This window comes from Paraglaciecola sp. L1A13 (assembly GCF_009796745.1).
Classification (GTDB): Bacteria; Pseudomonadota; Gammaproteobacteria; order Enterobacterales; family Alteromonadaceae; genus Paraglaciecola.
Genome location: NZ_CP047024.1, coordinates 813693 through 830387, shown reverse-complemented (window position 1 = coordinate 830387; position 16695 = coordinate 813693). Strand labels below are relative to the sequence as shown.

Here is a 16695-nt window from a genome sequence, read left to right as displayed (position 1 = left end):
CGTAATGAAACAAACAGTTTCAGTATTAGGGGCGGGGTCGTATGGCACCGCCCTTGCTTTTTGTCTCGCCAGAAATGGCGTTGTCACCACATTGTGGGGCCGAGATCCAAAGCAAATGCACGACATGGCCGCTGCCAGAAGTAATCAAAAATACTTACCTGGAGCAATATTCCCTGAGCCGTTAAGTATTGAAGCCGATTTATCCACAGCAGTCAGTCTCAACAATGATTTGCTGATTGTAACCCCCAGCCACGGTTTTTCGGCGCTGTTACGTCAAATTAAACCTATGCTCACATCGAAGCACAGAATTATTTGGGCTACCAAAGGCCTTGACCCCGAAAACGGCAGGTTATTGCAAGATGTGGCGCGCGAAATACTCGGTGACACTATTCCTCTTGCAGTGGTGTCAGGCCCTACCTTCGCCAAAGAAATGGTTGCAGGGTTACCCACCGCTATTTCCGTGTCATCAACCGACGACCAATTAGCCACTGATTTTGCCAATATGCTGCACTGCTCTCGTTCATTTCGCGTCTACAAAAATAATGATTTTGTTGGTGTGCAATTAGGCGGCGCAGTAAAGAACGTAATTGCCATAGGCGCAGGCTTAGCTGACGGCTTAGGTTTTGGTTCAAACGCCAGAACAGCTTTGATCACCCGCGGCCTAGCAGAGTTAACTCGCTTGGGTATAACGTTAGGCGCACAGCCTGAAACCTTTATGGGAATGGCAGGCCTAGGTGACTTAGTATTAACCTGCACTGACAATCAATCCCGTAATCGGCGCTTCGGTTTAGCCTTAGGCGCCGGTAAAAGCATTGACGATGCGATTGAAGAAATTGGTCAAGTGGTTGAAGGCTATCGCAATACCAAAGAAGTACATCAATTGGCTGCTCGTCACAACGTAGAAATGCCAATCTGCGAGCAAATATACAAAGTTCTATACGAAGCCAAACCCGCAAGAGAAGCGGCGTTGGCCTTGCTAGGTAGAGAGCAAACATCAGAATAATATTCTGAGTTGTGACTGCGTTTAGCTATTGCCCGAAAAATCTTATATACGATGAATGCCCTCCTACTCAGAGGGCATTTTTGTTTGTGATATAGCAGCGTAAGCGTAGAGCCAACTCAATGCGTATTGCGACAGGCAGTAATTGACCATAATGACTATTGAGGATCGACAAAAAAGTGAGTAAAACACCGCTAATTGCGCTATTTGTTTGTTGTTTACAAATGAAAAATGTTAATGGGTGACGTAATATTCCACTGAGCTTTGCCTGAATCGAATTTTACTGATACACCCAAGCCATTGTTTTCATCATCAAAGTGACGGTAAGTCTTGGTCGCTTTTGAGCGTGAGCGCTGATAAACATATGAAAACGCCACTAACTCTAACGAGTGCACTAATGCTAAGTAATTGGGTAAAAGCCAAGCAAAGGCATCCATAAGCCAGCAGTCTTGATTGAGTTTTTTTAATAGCGCTTGAGGGTATTGGCCATCAAGTTCGCACTTACTGTTGATAAATCTTAGGGTAAACGAGGGCATTTCGCTGCCAATTGTATCTGCGCTTATTGCCTCGAGAACCATTTCACAGTGGGTTTCAATTCGCGCTAACACGTGTTCGGTTTCTTGGCGCATATAGAGATCTAGCCCAGTAATAGGCTGATATCGAGTTTTAAATTCATCTACACATAGTTTAGGCAGCAATTGCTGCAATACTTGAGCTGAGCCGATTGTTGCTCTAGCTGAGCGCGCAACATTTTGGCGTGACGTATTAGTCAGTTGGATATGGGCAGAACCTATCATATGAGTACCTTGTGCTACCTCTGGTGTGCAGCTGATGTTTAACTAAGATGCCTAATCTTCAGCAGAGACTGTGCCAAGGTGGGTATTACCTTTTTAATCAATAAGTTATAAAGAAAATCTAGTTCTAATAGAAGGAAATAAATTGAAGTGTCATTTTTCTGACTGGCGCATCGAATGAAAATGCCCTTGGACAAAGATTAGATTTTCGCTGTATTGAGAGCGCAAAAAACGCAAAGTCGAGTTAGAAATAATCCAACTCGACTTTTAGGCTTAATTATTCTTTATTGAATATTTTTTGTGGTTTTTTTGCATTAGGGGCGCTCAATCACTAGCCTGAAATACACCAGATCATCTACATCATTATCATCCGACCAAATCCATTGGGCGCCATTGGAGCCATTCAGTCCGCTCACTCGTGAGCGCCACGGCTGAGCCCCGTAAGATCCGTATGTAGCGGCATTAGCCCAACCACTATCATCAAAACTTTGGGTATTCCAATTATCAAACGTTTGGGTAGAAACTTTCCAGTTAGTGTCGCTGACAATAACGCCTAGCTCAGTTTCTACCTTCGCGATAAGTGCAGCAATTCCATCTACATCCTGCGCCTTAATCGCTAACACGTTTCGACCAGAGACCAGTTCCACCGTATAACTTTTAGCGTACATCCAGTTGGTTGACGAGCCTAAGAATACGCCATTAAAAAAAGTGTCTTCAAAATTATCAACCGAAATGGTGATTGTTGCCATCTCCGATGTAACTGGCGCACTAGCGATAGACAGCGTAAAGGTTTGCTCGTCTTGCGTGCCCGCAGTATCACTCACCTGAACAGTGAAGGTAAAATCACCTGCTTCATTAGGCGTTCCAGCCAGCTCGCCACTTTGGGCGTCAAGGTTAATCCCGTTAGGTAAAGTACCATTGCTTAGTGACCATACAAAAGACTCACTTCCACCACGGGCAGCCAACATAATGGAATAGGCTTCACTCACCTGCCCTTCAGCCAAAGCGATGGTCTCAATAGCTACTGGGTCAAGGGTAGGTTCACTGCTTGCCGCTATATGATAACGAAAGTAAACAGTATCGTCGTCATAACGTTCATCTGACCACAGCCACTGAGCTTCACTCGTACTGGGCCACCATTTTACTTTCTTGTACCAAGGCCACACGCCGTAATAGCCATAAGTTGTGGCTGCCTGCCATTGGCTATCATCAAAATCCGTTTGCTGCCAACCTTCTGTGTATTCAGTAGACACTTTCCAGTTTTCATCACTGTATAGGGGCTGACCTGCTAACTCTAATTGAGCGAGCAATGCCGCTAAGCCATCGACGTCCATGGCTTTAACCGCCAGGACGTTATTCACTTGTGTAACGTTAACGTTATACAACTTACTGTTTTGCCAGTTATCCGATTCACCTAATAACACGCCGTTAAAATATAACGCTTCTGAATTATCTACGGTTAAGCGGATACTCAGTTGTTGATCGATTTCAGGCTCAGGCATAAGATTTTGTGCAGCAGCCCCCAGCGCTATACGCCCAAATGTTAACGCGCCTGAGTCAACCGCTTTAGCCGTATTTAATAACGCTCCAAGCATTTGCTGTTTATCTGGTTTGTTTTCCAAAGACGCTAATGCAGCAAACGCCCCTGCAACATGGGGAGCTGCCATAGATGTGCCTTGCAAGGTAGAGTATTTTGCACCCGGCACAGAAGAATTGATGCTCGTACCTGGTGCCAGTAGTGTTAAATAACTCGCTCGATTACTAAATGACGCCACGCTATCGCTATCTGTGGTCGCCCCAACACTGATAGCGTTAGTAACACAACCCGGTGCGCTTACCTTGTTGCTGTAACCATTGTTACCTGCGGCAATCACCACCGCGATACCCGCATCGTTCAATTTACTGACCGCTGTAGCGTAACTACGGTTATCTAAATCACACGCACTTTGACTAAGATAGCCACCTGCCCCTAAACTAATGTTTACAGAAGGAATTGAGTAGGTGTTTCGCAAGGTATATACCCGCTCTAACCCTTGAATAACGTCAGAATCATAAGCACCTAAACAAGGCGGACTCCCGTCACAATAGCTACTATCAAGGATTTTTGAGAAGACTTGAATAGCGATGATGTCAGCATTTTTAGCAACACCATGTAGGCTGTCGCTATTACCTGCAACAATCCCTGCTACATGAGTACCGTGATAACAACCACTGAAATTACAAGCTTGCGCTGCACCATCTGCAATTTCATCATTGTTACCGCTGGGACAAACTGATTCTGAAAATCCATTACTACGGTTGGTCGAAAAACACGCTTCTGATTTGACTTTGCCATTTAAGAAAGGGTGACTCGACTCAATACCGGAGTCGAGTATAGCTACCGTCTGACCTGCGCCATTTGCACCTATATCATAAGCGGCTTCGCTACCTATTATATTATTACTCTGGGTCAGGGTTGGTTGACGAATTTGATCGACTTGAATACTTTTAACCAGCTTGCTCTGCTCAAGAAGTAACAATGCACGCATATCTATTTCATACACGGCCATGGGTAGGTGTGTAAAACTATGGGTCAGTTGTGCGCCTGATTGATCAAGCGTTGCTTGTAAACTTGCTTGCGCACTAATGATTTGTTGAACGTTAGCATCACTTTGCTCAGTATCAGAGTGCGTTGTGGATACGGCAACACTTGATTCAATGTTAAGTTCAATAATGACACGCACCGAGTCGCTTTGCTGAAGCTTTTCAACCAACAATTCTCGTTGCTTGGAATCAAGTACATTACTTGTTCTGTCTACTGCAGTTAGCTCAATCGCTGCGCTGTTTGCACCGATGAGCAAATATAAAAAACTTACTGTATAAAGTGCGAATTTATAGAAAACGCTATTTTTCATGATATTTCTCATTAAGTGGTAGCCACTTATTTTAATCTAATAGGTCAAGATGTAATGTATCGAAAATCAGACCTTCGAATGACATCCTATGAACAATCAGGCTATCCTTAGCACGCTTTATGTATACATTCAGTAATACACAGCGCTAAAGATTAACAACTAGCCTTTAGTTTTAAACATAATGTTAATTTTGAATGGGCTATGTTTATTAATTCTATATGTGAAGCCCACACGTTTGTTGCCGCAAGGTATGATTCTGCCATAACAAGGGACAAAGCAATAGAACTGCCTATTTCCAGTCCATTAAAACAGCATTATCAACACCATGAAAATAGAAAGCTGAAATAACAAAGTTTACCTTGTTGTAACATTTAACCTGTCACACAGAGATATATCAACATGCAAGATGTCACTAGCGCCACCGAGTTATTGGTGCAAAGTTCTAATACCTATTTTTTATTGATCGGTGCGATTATGGTTTTCGCCATGCATGCAGGTTTCGCATTTTTAGAAGTCGGCACCGTTCGCCATAAAAATCAAGTCAACGCCTTAGTTAAGATTATCACCGATTTTGGTGTATCTTGTGTCGCTTACTTTTTTATCGGTTATTGGATAGCTTACGACACCTCATTTTATAGTAGCGCCCGGGAACTAACAGCCAACAATGGCTATGACCTAGTGAAGTTTTTCTTCTTGATGACGTTCGCTGCTGCCATTCCAGCTATTATTTCAGGCGGTATAGCAGAGCGCGCTAAATTCAATCCATTTTTATTGGCTTCTGCGATTATCGTCGCGCTGATTTATCCCTTCTTTGAGGGCATAGTATGGAATGGGAACTATGGCGTGCAGGACTGGATTACGCGAACCACAGGCTCACCCTTTCACGATTTTGCGGGCTCGGTTGTAGTACATGCAATCGGCGGTTGGTTAGCATTCGTGGCAGTGTTCTTCTTAGGGCTACGAAACGGCCGGGTGAAGGACAACAAATTGATTGCTTTCGCGCCTTCAAATATTCCCTTTCTAGCCTTGGGCACTTGGATTTTATGCATAGGTTGGTTCGGCTTTAACGTTATGTCGGCACAGACTCTGGACGGTATCAGTGGTTTAGTCGCTATGAACTCACTTATGGCAATGGCGGGTGGCATTATTGCGGCCTTGTTGTTCGGTAAGAATGACCCAGGTTTTGTGCATAATGGTCCTTTAGCGGGCTTAGTCGCTATATGTGCAGGCTCAGATATCGTGCATCCTATTGGCGCATTAGTTGTCGGTGTGGTCGCCGGTTGGTTATTTGTGACCTTATTTACTTTTATTCAGCGCAGTAAAAAACTGGATGATGTATTGGGTGTCTGGCCATTGCATGGATTATGTGGCGCGTGGGGAGGCATAGCTGCAGGTATTTTTGGCAGCGAGAGTCTAGGCGGTTTAGGTGGTGTCAGCATAGCAGCGCAAGTCATTGGCACAGTCGGTGGGATCCTAGTGGCGTTGGTTGGCGGTGTCGTAGTTTACGGTACAATCAATATGACATTGGGACTACGCTTAACTAATGAAGAAGAATACGTAGGTGCCGATTTAACGATTCACCGTATCGGATCCACCAACCACGATTAGTCCTATCTCACAAAACTGGCTCGCTATTTCGCAATGGCGAGCCAAATATCCATTTAGTCTTCGAAAATGCCTTTAAATAACGACCTTAGCCAATCAAGTGCTGAGTCTTGCTCGGTATTTTTATGCCAATAAAGATGTGTCGAAATTGGCGCGATCTTTATCGGTAAGTCAATTAATTCAACATCATCTTGACTGAGATGTTCAGCCAGGCGGCGAGGTAAGGTTAGTAAGTTGTCTGAATTAGCGACCATGCTTTTAGCTGCATAATAATTCTGGCATCGGATCACAACTTTGCGTGACATCCCCAGCTGCTGAAACGATAGATCTTCTACGGATGCACCGCTTGAGCGATTAGACACGCCGATATGTTTGGCATCGAAATACATTTTAATGTTCATCGACTTGGTTAAAGGGTGCTGTTTACGCATCAAGACACAGAATTCATCATCAATAAGCTTCTGATGCTGTACAGGTGATTTAATCGGCAAGGCCACATCTAACGCCAAATCCATATGTCCTGCACTCAAATCTCGAGTTAACGTTACTCGGTCAACTTTCACACTCGAAAACGTTACGTTGGGGGCCATTAGTGCCAATCGAGTGGTTAAGGCAGGTAAAATACTCGGCTCCAACGCGTAATGCATGCCGATTCTAAAGTGATGCTCGCTGGTCAATGGCTGAAATTCTCCCCAATGCTGCATAATTTGACGTAATCGCGTGAGATTATCGATGATCAGCGGCGCCATTCTCTGGCATGCTGGTGTGGGCAGCATACGGTTATTACTGCGCTGAAATAATGGATCACCCAGACATTCTCGCAAACGCTTAATCGCATGACTGACCGCAGATGGCGTGATATGTAGCACGTCAGCAGTACGCGTCATATTCTGCTCTACGTATAAGCTTTCGAAGACTTTGAGTAAATTTAAGTCGAGCTTTTTAAGGGCATGTATGTCTGCCATCATTACCTCTTTTAACAATGAATATAATTCATAGTATACCCACAGTATTTTTCATTTCATTCAATTTATTAATGCAGCTATGCTAACCACACATTCACTAATAGTCATTAAGCAAAGTAAGGGAAAGATCATGGATTTTGCTCATAGCCAAAAAACTCAGGATTACATTGCACGCGTCAAAGCCTTTATGGATGAACATATTTACCCAGTGGAAGAGCAAATCTACCGTGAGACCGAAGAACTGAACCCTACCGGCGATTGGACAAAATGGCAGATACACCCCTTTATTGAAGCGTTAAAAAAGAAAGCGCAAGAAGCAGGCTTATGGAACTTATTCTTACCTGACGATAAGTTAGGTAAAGGCTTAACAACATTAGAGTACGCACCACTCGCCGAAGAAATGGGACGCGTGTTATTCGCCTCTGAAATATTTAACTGCAATGCCCCTGACACGGGCAATATGGAAGTGCTTTATCATTTCGGTAACGAGTACCAACAAAACAAATGGCTTAAACCTTTATTAGCTGGCGAAATCCGTTCGGTATTCGGTATGACAGAGCCTGATGTAGCCTCATCTGATGCCACTAATATGGAAGCGACTGTAGAAGTAGACGGTGACGAACTGGTATTAAATGGTAAAAAATGGTGGTCAACTGGTCTAGGCCATCCTAATGCAAAAATCACCATTTTTATGGCGTTATCAAATCCTGAAAATGATAAGCATAGCCAGCATAGTATGGTGATCGTGCCTCTTGATACTCCAGGCGTTGAAATCAAACGTATGCTGAGCGCCTATGGTGACTTCGATGCGCCATCTGGTCATGGTGAAATGCACTTTACCAATGTGCGCGTTCCAAAAGAAAACTTGCTAGTGGGTTTGGGGAAAGGTTTCGCGATTGCACAAGGACGCTTAGGACCGGGTCGAATTCATCATTGCATGCGCGCTATTGGTGGTGCTGAAAAAGCCTTGGAGTTGGCAATGAAACGCAGCTTAAGTCGTACCGCATTTGGCAGACCGTTAATTAAACTAGGCGGCAATGGCGAACGCATTGCACAGGCACGTATTGCTATTCATCAAGCGCGCCTAATGACACTGCACGCGGCGTGGAAAATAGACGACGTTGGGGTGAAAAATGCCATGACTGAAATCTCCGCGATAAAAGTAGCGGTGCCTAAAATGTTGCAAGATGTGGTGGATATGTCAGTGCAATTGCATGGTGGTGCCGGAATGAGCAGTGACTTCCCACTGGCTAGATTCGCTGCTGGCGCCCGCGCTTTACGCTTAGCTGATGGCCCTGACGAAGTACATATGGGCATGGTTACCCGTCTAGAATTGAAGAAATATCTATAATATGGGGAAACATATAAATGAACGAGCTGCCACCGACCAAGCTGGCAGCGTTCGTCAAGGAGAAGAACTTAATCTTGAGTCTCTTCTCCCTTGGCTTGTTGCCCATATACCGCATTTAAACGGTACACCCGCTGTAACGCAATATACAGGTGGTGCTTCTAACTGGACTTATTGCCTGTCTTTTGAAAACTCTACGGGCAAAAATAGCGACGTTATTTTGCGTCGAGGACCTGTTGGTACAAAGGCTAAAGGCGCCCACGACATGGGCAGAGAATACCGCTTACAAGCGGCGCTTAAGCCTGTATATCAATACGTGCCTGAGATGTTGGCACATTGCGAAGATGAAGCGGTGATAGGTGCAGAATTTTACGTAATGGAAAAACTCAACGGCATCATCCCCCGTAAAAATATGCCCAGGGATTTATCATTATCGCCCCATCAAACCCAAACACTATGTAAAAATGCACTGGACTGCCTGATAGAATTGCATAAGGTTGACTATCAAGCGGCGAATCTGAGTCATATAGCGAAAGGAAGCGGTTATACACAGCGCCAAATTGACGGCTGGGTTGGCCGGTTTCAAAAAGCACGAACTTGGAATGTCCCTAAAGCAAATTACATTTGTGATTGGCTCAAAGCCAACATTCCTGATAACGAACACATTTGCTTAACTCACAACGATTTTCGTTTTGACAATTTAGTATTGGATGCTCAAAAGCCGACTCAAATTATTGGCGTGCTAGACTGGGAGCTTGCCACCCTTGGTGACCCGCTTATGGATTTGGGCAATAGTCTAGCCTACTGGGTGCAGGCAAATGACGATCGACTGGCGAAATCGACTCGTCGACAACCTACACATTTATCCGGTATGTATTCGCGTCATGAAGTAATCGATTATTATCTGGGTCAGACAGGCTTTAAAGTCGACAACTTTGCATTTTACGAAGTTTACGGACTGTTTAGATTAGCTGCCATCGCTCAACAAATTTACTATCGATATCACCATAAACAAACGAATAACCCTGCATTTAAAAACATTTGGTTCTTCGTTCATTATTTGATGTGGCAATGCCGACAGGCTATCAAAGGAAAGCGTTAGTATGGCTAGTATATATTTGATCAGGCATGGACAAGCGTCATTTGGCAAAGATGATTACGATTGCCTTTCAAGACTTGGGGAGCAACAAGCGGCTCATTTAGGCGTTGATTTGTCGCGCCGTGGTATACAGTTTGACAAAGTCATTAGCGGTGGCATGCTACGTCATCAACAGACTGCCAATAGCTGCTTAAGAAGTATGCAGGCTAATCAGAGCGTTGTCAGTCAAATGACAGTGAATGCTGATTGGAACGAGTATGACCATCAAGATATTTTAGCTCAGCTTAATCCTGATTTTGCTAACGCGAACGGTATAAAAAATCATTTAAAACAACAACAAAAACCTAACTTCGCTTTACAAGTCTTACTCGATAGCGCTTTTTCCCGCTGGATAAGCAATGACTACGTAGATGATTACAATGAATCTTGGTGTGCCTATCAAACTCGTATTCGACAAGCCTTACAAACCACAGTTGAACAAGCTGGTGATGCAAAAAACATTGCGGTTTTTAGTTCAGGTGGTCCGATTGCACTATTGAGTCAGTTGCTATTAAACGTCCCGGCTAAAAACTTAATGGATGTAAACTGGACCTTGGTGAATTGCGGGATCAGTAAAATCATTATCAGTAGTAAAGGACAAATATTGTCGACTTTAAATGAACACACTGCCTTCGAGGGGCATCATCGCCACCTTATTACTTACAAATAACTCAGAGACATCGCCATCATGACAAGAAAAAATATAGTAATCACTGGCGCCAGTTCAGGATTGGGCAAAGGGATGGCAATTGAGTTTGCCAAAATGGGGCGAAATTTAGGCCTGTGCGCCAGACGCGTAGAACGGCTCGACGAACTAAAAGCTGAATTACTGGCTATTAATCCAAACATTCAGGTGTTTATTCGCGCATTGGATGTAGATGATCATCCGCAAGTGTTTGAGGTAATTAAAGGTTTCGCCCAAGATATGGGCGGTTTAGATAGAGTCATAGTCAATGCTGGCATGGGAAAAGGCGCTTCAATCGGCACGGGATATTTCCACGCGAATAAACAGACCGCTATCACTAACTTCGTCTCCGCTCTCGCGCAATGCGAAGTCAGTATGGAAATTTTCCGCGAGCAAAATGCCGGTCACTTGGTCACCATATCTTCTGTGAGTGCGGTGCGCGGAGCTCGCCGAGCGATGACAGTATATGCTGCAACTAAAGCGGCTTTAACATCTATGTCAGAAGGTATTCGAATCGATGTTATGCATACTCCGATAAAGGTGACAACTATTCATCCTGGCTTTATTCAAAGTGAAATCAACGAAAAAGTGAAAGCAGTGCCATTTATTGTTGATACCGAAACGGGTTGTAAAGCAATGGTCCGAGCAATTGAAAAAGAAGTTGATAGTAGCTTTGTACCCACTTGGCCTTGGGCGTTATTTCGCTATATTGCCCGTATCGCGCCGCTTAGCCTGTTAGCTAAAATGAGTTAAACTCATCGACTGTGTATCCCCTGACAACAAAGGCTGACGTTGATATAACAAACAACATGGCCCAATGTTAATTGGACTCGCACCCACAAAAGAAAATAATCCGGCAAAAAATCTAGCTTGTTGTCCGCTCACGTTTCATCAAGCCACGATAGAACGGCGTGACATAATTACTCAGCTTAAAGAATTTCTGCTCAATAACTTTATTAGCAAAATTTCAGCGCGTTTATTGGTGACTTGCACTCCAAAAGCGAATGAATCCGCCGAGACGTACGTCTTAGGCGCCTTTTAAAAATAGTGACTTAGTTTGATGCTTATTAATCCTTAAGGCATACCGCGCTAATCCAATAAAGTGAATATAAAACATAATGACCGAATCTTTCTTAACGCAATACATTGCCCCTCTCGTGCTGGCTTTTATCATGTTTGGTATGGGTCTGAGCTTAACCAGATATGACTTTCAACAGCTATGGCGAGCGCCATTACCCATTGTGTTGGGCTTATTTGGCCAGCTTATGTTACTTCCCGTTTTGGCATACATGCTTGCTTTATGGTTCGATTTAACACCGCATTTAGCCATCGGCATCATGATACTCGCAGCCTGTCCAGGAGGTACTAGTTCAAATATTATCAGCCAGTTAGCGCGGGCCAATCTAGCACTCTCAGTCAGTCTCAGTCAGTCTCACAGCGATTAGTTCATTAATATGCGTCATCACCACCCCACTCATAATTCAATTTGCCATCAGTCAGTTTGGTCAGCAAGAGGAACAATCATTTTCCTTAGTGACGACCACCATTGGTTTAATTTTTATCACCTTAGTCCCCGTATTAATCGGCATCGTAATACGTCACTATTTTTCAGAAAAAGCGCTGCGTTGTGAGCCGTTTTTTCGGCATTTAGCCAGTGCATTTTTGGTGCTTATGATCGTAGCTATTGTAATTCAAGAGAGAGCTACATTAGCTTCGTCATTCGCAGCGGTATTCACCAGTGCGCTAGCGCTAAACATTCTTGCAATTTGTAGCGGGATCATACTGGGACTTCTGTTTAAGCTAGGTGCAAAAGACTGCATAACATTGGGCATAGAAGTTGGTGTACAAAACTCTGCCATGGCTATTTTAATCGCAATTACATTCTTGCAACGCGCCGACTACGCTGTTGCGCCTGGCGTATATGGTGTAACCATGTATATCGGTGCGTTCTTGCTAGTTTTTTTAGCGAAGAAGTTTCGTTAACCTTTATTCTCTCACTCACAGCTGGCTGTACTCAACGCTATATCTATTAGCACTTCGCGATGACAGATTAATCTAAAGCTGTCATCGCTAAACCAGCCTACCGCCTATCTTCAACAAAAAATTTCACTTCATTTTAGCCTTGTGTTATTTTTGTATACAAATTACATATGGTATACAAAAATGAAAGCGCTGCTAAATGACCTGAACTTCTCCGCTATTAGTGCTGGGTTTATCGCTGTGCTTGTGGGTTTCGCCAGCGCCGTCGCGATTGTATTTCAAGCCGCCCAAGCAGCAGGCGCAACTCATGAAATGATAGTAAGTTGGGTTTGGGCCTTGGGAATAGGCATGGGAGTGGGTTGTTTTGGGTTGTCTTGGTATTACAAGCGACCCATTATAATTGTGTGGTCGACCCCGGGAGCGGCATTACTCGCCACCAGTCTAGTAGGCGTTAGTATCGAGCATGCCATTGGTATTTTCCTTTTTGTTGCTGTTTTAACGTTAATTACCGGCCTAACAGGTTGGTTTGACAAACTAACACGGCGTATTCCTCTACCATTAGCCAATGCAATGCTTGCCGGCATATTGCTGCAATTTGGCTTGTCTATTTTCAGTTCATTTGCTGCACAGCCCATGCTCGTGGGCATTATGCTAATAAGTTACTTCGTTGCTAAAAGACTGGCGCCACGATTTAGCATTCTTCTGGTGTTAATAATAGGAACTCTGTATGCGCTATATGCAGAAATGTTCAATGCCAGCGTATTAGATATAACAATGGCAGAACCTATTTGGATCACGCCAGCTTTTGATTTTTCACTTTTATTAGGTGTGGGGATACCGCTCTTTATTGTCACTATGACTTCGCAAAATCTGCCAGGTATGGCGGTGCTTAAATCCAGTGGCTACGGTCAGCAGCCAATCTCACCGATTATCACCACCAGTGGTGCATTAAATTTAATTTTAGCCCCATTTGGTGGGTTTAGTTTCAACTTAGCAGCTATTACTGCAGCGATATGTACCAGTGAAGAATCACATCCTAATCCGGCCAAGCGATATGTAGCTGGCTTATCTGCTGGCATTTTTAATATTATTGCCGGTCTGGGGGCCACAGCTGTGGTCAGTTTATTTGCAGCGTTTCCTGTAGCGTTAATTGCCACACTTGCGGGGCTAGCATTATTGGGCACCATTGGCGCTAGTTTATATGGGTCGGTATATGACCAACAATACCGAGATGCGGCCGTGTTAACCTTTATTATCACTGCGTCGGGTGTGTCAGTATTTGATATTTCGTCGGCTTTTTGGGGTTTGGTAGTCGGCATGCTAACGCTAATGTTCAGTGCAAGACCAAATCAAACAGCTAAAATTTAAAACGGATGCGCGAGGATAATATGCAGCAAACCAAAATCGATAGCCTGTATATCCAGCTGAAGCGAGATATTGTTCAGGGTGAACTACCCCAAGGCCAAGCGCTTAAACAGACTCAGCTAGCTATGCGCTATGGTGTTAGCCGCATTCCTATACGAGATACCCTTCAACGACTAAAAAATGAAGGGTGGTTAAGTAGCCACGGAAAGTCCAGTGTGATGATCAGCCCGTTGAACGCCAATGACGCAGAAGACTTGTACCTTATGCGACTACATATAGAGCCTATGCTGCTTGCCCATGCGATCCCCAATACCAACTTTGAAACACTCGGCAAAGCTAAAGATATATTGCTGCAACTTCAAACTAGTGAGCAGCGTGACATATTGCAGCAAGGCGAATTAAATTGGCAGTTTCATCGCTGTTTGTATTTGCCAGCTCAGCGCGTTGCTTTATTTGAAACAGTGGCTCAATTACATCGATTGTGTGGGCGTTATATCGGCTTTCAGGAAATGGAACTTGATTATTTGTCCCACAGTCAGGACGAACATAAGGCACTGTTGACTGCAATTTCAGCGCAGGATATCCAAGAAGCCAACAGAGTACTCAGCGAGCACATTCGCACAGCGGGCGAACAATTAGTCAACTATCTTCGCCTTTCTGTGTAAAGCCGATTTACTATTTTCAGCAATTTGCGGTAGATTGTGCGTTCAATAGTAGAAGTTACGTTAATTTTGTTTAGCGGATATCCTTAACAAAATATAAAACTAAAAATCGGCAACATACTTAGGATAATAGTGAGCAATACATCAGCTGAGTTACGTGCGGTAAATAGCCAAGATGCAGCCAAATTACTTTATAGTAATACCACGGCCGGGTGCTTGATAACGCTCGCGTCAAGCAGCGCTCTGGCATTCGGTTTTAGCGATTCGCTCGTCAGCTCAACCAAAATTATCTGGTGGGGTTGTATGTTGCTCGTATTAATTCCTCGTCAGCTTGACGGTATTTTTTGGCAACGGAAAATACAACCCCGTAGCGATTTTGACGGAGACGCAGCTCAACGTCGCTTCGGAATAGGTTGCTTAACGACGGCGATAGTCTGGGCGAGCCTACCGCTACTCACATTCGATAAACTTAATTTAATCGAATTTTCCACCATGGTTATTGTGTTGTCATCTATGGCTGCGGGGGGGCAATCTATCTTGGCGGCTAATTCCCGTATAGCGATTTCTTATGCCCTTATTTTACTTATACCCATCTCTTTACTTGGTATAACCTCTCAGGATGATTTTCGTATACTCTTAGGCGGATTAGGCCTAGTGTTCGGTATTGCCTTAGTTTTTACCTACAGCAAAGCCGTTAAATTCACGCTCGAGTCAATCAATACGCGCAACATGTACCTTGCCATGGGTGAGCAGTTGCGCGAAGAGAAACAGCAGTTAGGATTGGTGAACCAAGAATTAAGTCAAGCTTACGATAGGCTAAATGTCGTTAACAACACGCTTGAAGAACAGGTAATCAAGCGTACTGAGAGAATAGCTAAGTTATCTTATCTTGACCCCTTAACTAAGTTAATGAACCGCAAAGCGTTTACGCAAACCTTAAGCAAATTAACCACTAGAGCAGCCCAAAGTCATAGCGATTTAGCGCTGTTGTTTATTGATTTAGATGGTTTTAAGAAAATTAACGACACTATGGGTCATCAGGTAGGTGACAGTGTGCTGCAAGAAATTACCCGGCGTATTAGCGCATTTGCTGACAGCAATAAAATCGGTCGTTGGAACGGTGATGAGTTTTTAGTCGCCCTACCTTATAGCGACAGCCAAACCGCTCAAGCGATTGCCAGCGCGATGATTAGTAGTATTTCCCAAGCTATCGTTATAAATAATAACAGCATGCACGTAGGGGCAACTGTCGGTATTGCCATGTGCCCAGAACACTCCACGCAAGCAGCTGAGTTAATTCAATTTGCCGATCTAGTCATGTGCGAGCAAAAAGCAACTTCAAATCGCGTTCCTACGGTATTTAGCAGTGAACTGCAGCAAAGAATAGTCGCATCACAAACCATACTTGAAGGTTTGCAACATGCTATTGAACGTCACCAATTATATTTATGCTACCAACCTATTATTTGTGCCAAAGACAACACGTTCGGCTCGTTTGAAGCCTTGCTACGCTGGGACTTCGCTGACCGCTTTATTGGACCAGACCAATTTATTCCTTTAGCCGAAAAGTCGGGCTTAATCATAAGCATCGGTGCTTGGGTGCTTAATCGCGCGTGTATGGACGCCAGCCATTGGCAACATGCCCATAACGCTGCGGTATCGGTAAATGTGTCGGTAATTCAGCTGATGGACGACAGCTTTATTCGCGCCCTTGATAATGCGTTACGTAGCAGTGGACTACCGCCAGATCGCTTACATTTAGAAATAACGGAATCAATATTTGTTGATAATAAAACAAAGATAAAACAGCAACTTAAAGAGATACAGGCGCGCAATATTCAGGTATCAATCGATGATTTCGGCACCGGCTATTCCTCTTTATCCCAATTGCAGACGTTATCGGTCAACCAAGTAAAGATCGATAAATCATTTATCGATAACATGGATAACAATGGCGAGGCTATTATCCGTGCGACACTGTTTATTGCCAGTGAACTTAACTGTCAAACTGTGGCGGAAGGCGTAGAAACTATCGAGCAAGTAGAGGCATTAACTGCAATGGGCGTCGATTATTTACAGGGCTTTTATTTCGCCAAACCCATGCGTAATGAACAATTAATTGAATGGCTGAACCCAATCAGCGATATTACCAACGTCTCTTTAGGCACAAAATAACGCCACATTAGCGGATTTTATTTAACAGATCCGCTACCATAGCACGCAAAATAATAACGTAAACCAAACGCTCTTGGTGCACCT

Annotated in this window: 12 protein-coding genes and 1 pseudogene; 10 read left to right on the top strand and 3 right to left on the bottom strand. The window is 43.9% G+C overall.

Annotated elements, in window-relative coordinates; translation table 11 throughout:
• Window positions 1-4 precede the first annotated feature (4 nt).
• Entirely contained in the window at window positions 5-1003 is a 999-nt protein-coding gene (gene gpsA / locus GQR89_RS03415) for an NAD(P)H-dependent glycerol-3-phosphate dehydrogenase (protein ID WP_158768768.1), read from the top strand.
• 215 nt (window positions 1004-1218) lie between these two features.
• Here the strand turns inward: gpsA and GQR89_RS03410 are convergent, their stop codons facing one another.
• Both GQR89_RS03410 and GQR89_RS03405 read right to left on the bottom strand, forming a co-directional pair.
• Complete coding sequence (locus tag GQR89_RS03410) at window positions 1219-1797, bottom strand: hypothetical protein (RefSeq protein WP_158768767.1); 579 nt, start codon at window positions 1795-1797, stop codon at window positions 1219-1221.
• A 311-nt stretch (window positions 1798-2108) separates the two neighbouring features.
• Complete coding sequence (locus GQR89_RS03405; RefSeq protein WP_199271365.1) at window positions 2109-4688, bottom strand: S8 family serine peptidase; 2580 nt, start codon at window positions 4686-4688, stop codon at window positions 2109-2111.
• 399 nt (window positions 4689-5087) lie between these two features.
• Between GQR89_RS03405 and GQR89_RS03400 the strand changes: the two genes are divergently transcribed.
• A complete protein-coding gene (locus tag GQR89_RS03400) occupies window positions 5088-6296 on the top strand; it encodes an ammonium transporter (protein ID WP_158768766.1) in 1209 nt (402 codons plus the stop codon).
• Between the two features lie 53 nt (window positions 6297-6349).
• Here the strand turns inward: GQR89_RS03400 and GQR89_RS03395 are convergent, their stop codons facing one another.
• Complete coding sequence (locus tag GQR89_RS03395; RefSeq protein ID WP_158768765.1) at window positions 6350-7258, bottom strand: LysR family transcriptional regulator; 909 nt, start codon at window positions 7256-7258, stop codon at window positions 6350-6352.
• Window positions 7259-7388: 130 nt separating this feature from the next.
• Here GQR89_RS03395 and GQR89_RS03390 point away from each other — a divergent pair, with 130 nt between their 5' ends.
• From GQR89_RS03390 to GQR89_RS03355, 8 genes and pseudogenes are all read left to right on the top strand, one after another.
• The gene (locus tag GQR89_RS03390) at window positions 7389-8609 is read left to right on the top strand and encodes an acyl-CoA dehydrogenase family protein (RefSeq protein ID WP_158768764.1); all 1221 of its coding nucleotides are present in this window, start codon (window positions 7389-7391) and stop codon (window positions 8607-8609) included.
• A gap of 1 nt (window position 8610) precedes the next feature.
• A complete protein-coding gene (locus tag GQR89_RS03385; protein ID WP_158768763.1) occupies window positions 8611-9708 on the top strand; it encodes a phosphotransferase family protein in 1098 nt (365 codons plus the stop codon).
• Between the two features lies 1 nt (window position 9709).
• Window positions 9710-10414, top strand: coding sequence for a histidine phosphatase family protein (locus GQR89_RS03380; protein WP_158768762.1), 705 nt, complete (start codon window positions 9710-9712; stop codon window positions 10412-10414).
• A gap of 18 nt (window positions 10415-10432) precedes the next feature.
• Window positions 10433-11182 (top strand): SDR family oxidoreductase, encoded by a 750-nt coding sequence (locus GQR89_RS03375; RefSeq protein WP_158768761.1) that lies wholly within the window; start codon window positions 10433-10435, stop codon window positions 11180-11182.
• Window positions 11183-11547: 365 nt separating this feature from the next.
• Window positions 11548-12412, top strand: a pseudogene (locus GQR89_RS03370) (bile acid:sodium symporter family protein).
• Window positions 12413-12592: 180 nt separating this feature from the next.
• Entirely contained in the window at window positions 12593-13777 is a 1185-nt protein-coding gene (locus tag GQR89_RS03365) for a benzoate/H(+) symporter BenE family transporter (RefSeq protein WP_158768760.1), read from the top strand.
• Window positions 13778-13797: 20 nt separating this feature from the next.
• Window positions 13798-14439 (top strand): GntR family transcriptional regulator, encoded by a 642-nt coding sequence (locus GQR89_RS03360; protein WP_158768759.1) that lies wholly within the window; start codon window positions 13798-13800, stop codon window positions 14437-14439.
• A gap of 129 nt (window positions 14440-14568) precedes the next feature.
• Window positions 14569-16611 carry a bifunctional diguanylate cyclase/phosphodiesterase gene (locus GQR89_RS03355; protein WP_158768758.1) on the top strand — a complete coding sequence of 681 codons (2043 nt, stop codon included), beginning with the start codon at window positions 14569-14571 and terminating at the stop codon, window positions 16609-16611.
• Window positions 16612-16695: the final 84 nt, after the last annotated feature.

Coding starts and splice junctions, on each gene's coding strand:
- gpsA (WP_158768768.1), top strand. CDS start 5: ATGAAACAAACAGTTTCAGTATTAGGGGCGGGGTCGTATGGCACCGCC.
- GQR89_RS03410 (WP_158768767.1), bottom strand. CDS start 1,797: ATGATAGGTTCTGCCCATATCCAACTGACTAATACGTCACGCCAAAAT.
- GQR89_RS03405 (WP_199271365.1), bottom strand. CDS start 4,688: ATGAAAAATAGCGTTTTCTATAAATTCGCACTTTATACAGTAAGTTTT.
- GQR89_RS03400 (WP_158768766.1), top strand. CDS start 5,088: ATGCAAGATGTCACTAGCGCCACCGAGTTATTGGTGCAAAGTTCTAAT.
- GQR89_RS03395 (WP_158768765.1), bottom strand. CDS start 7,258: ATGGCAGACATACATGCCCTTAAAAAGCTCGACTTAAATTTACTCAAA.
- GQR89_RS03390 (WP_158768764.1), top strand. CDS start 7,389: ATGGATTTTGCTCATAGCCAAAAAACTCAGGATTACATTGCACGCGTC.
- GQR89_RS03385 (WP_158768763.1), top strand. CDS start 8,611: ATGGGGAAACATATAAATGAACGAGCTGCCACCGACCAAGCTGGCAGC.
- GQR89_RS03380 (WP_158768762.1), top strand. CDS start 9,710: ATGGCTAGTATATATTTGATCAGGCATGGACAAGCGTCATTTGGCAAA.
- GQR89_RS03375 (WP_158768761.1), top strand. CDS start 10,433: ATGACAAGAAAAAATATAGTAATCACTGGCGCCAGTTCAGGATTGGGC.
- GQR89_RS03365 (WP_158768760.1), top strand. CDS start 12,593: ATGAAAGCGCTGCTAAATGACCTGAACTTCTCCGCTATTAGTGCTGGG.
- GQR89_RS03360 (WP_158768759.1), top strand. CDS start 13,798: ATGCAGCAAACCAAAATCGATAGCCTGTATATCCAGCTGAAGCGAGAT.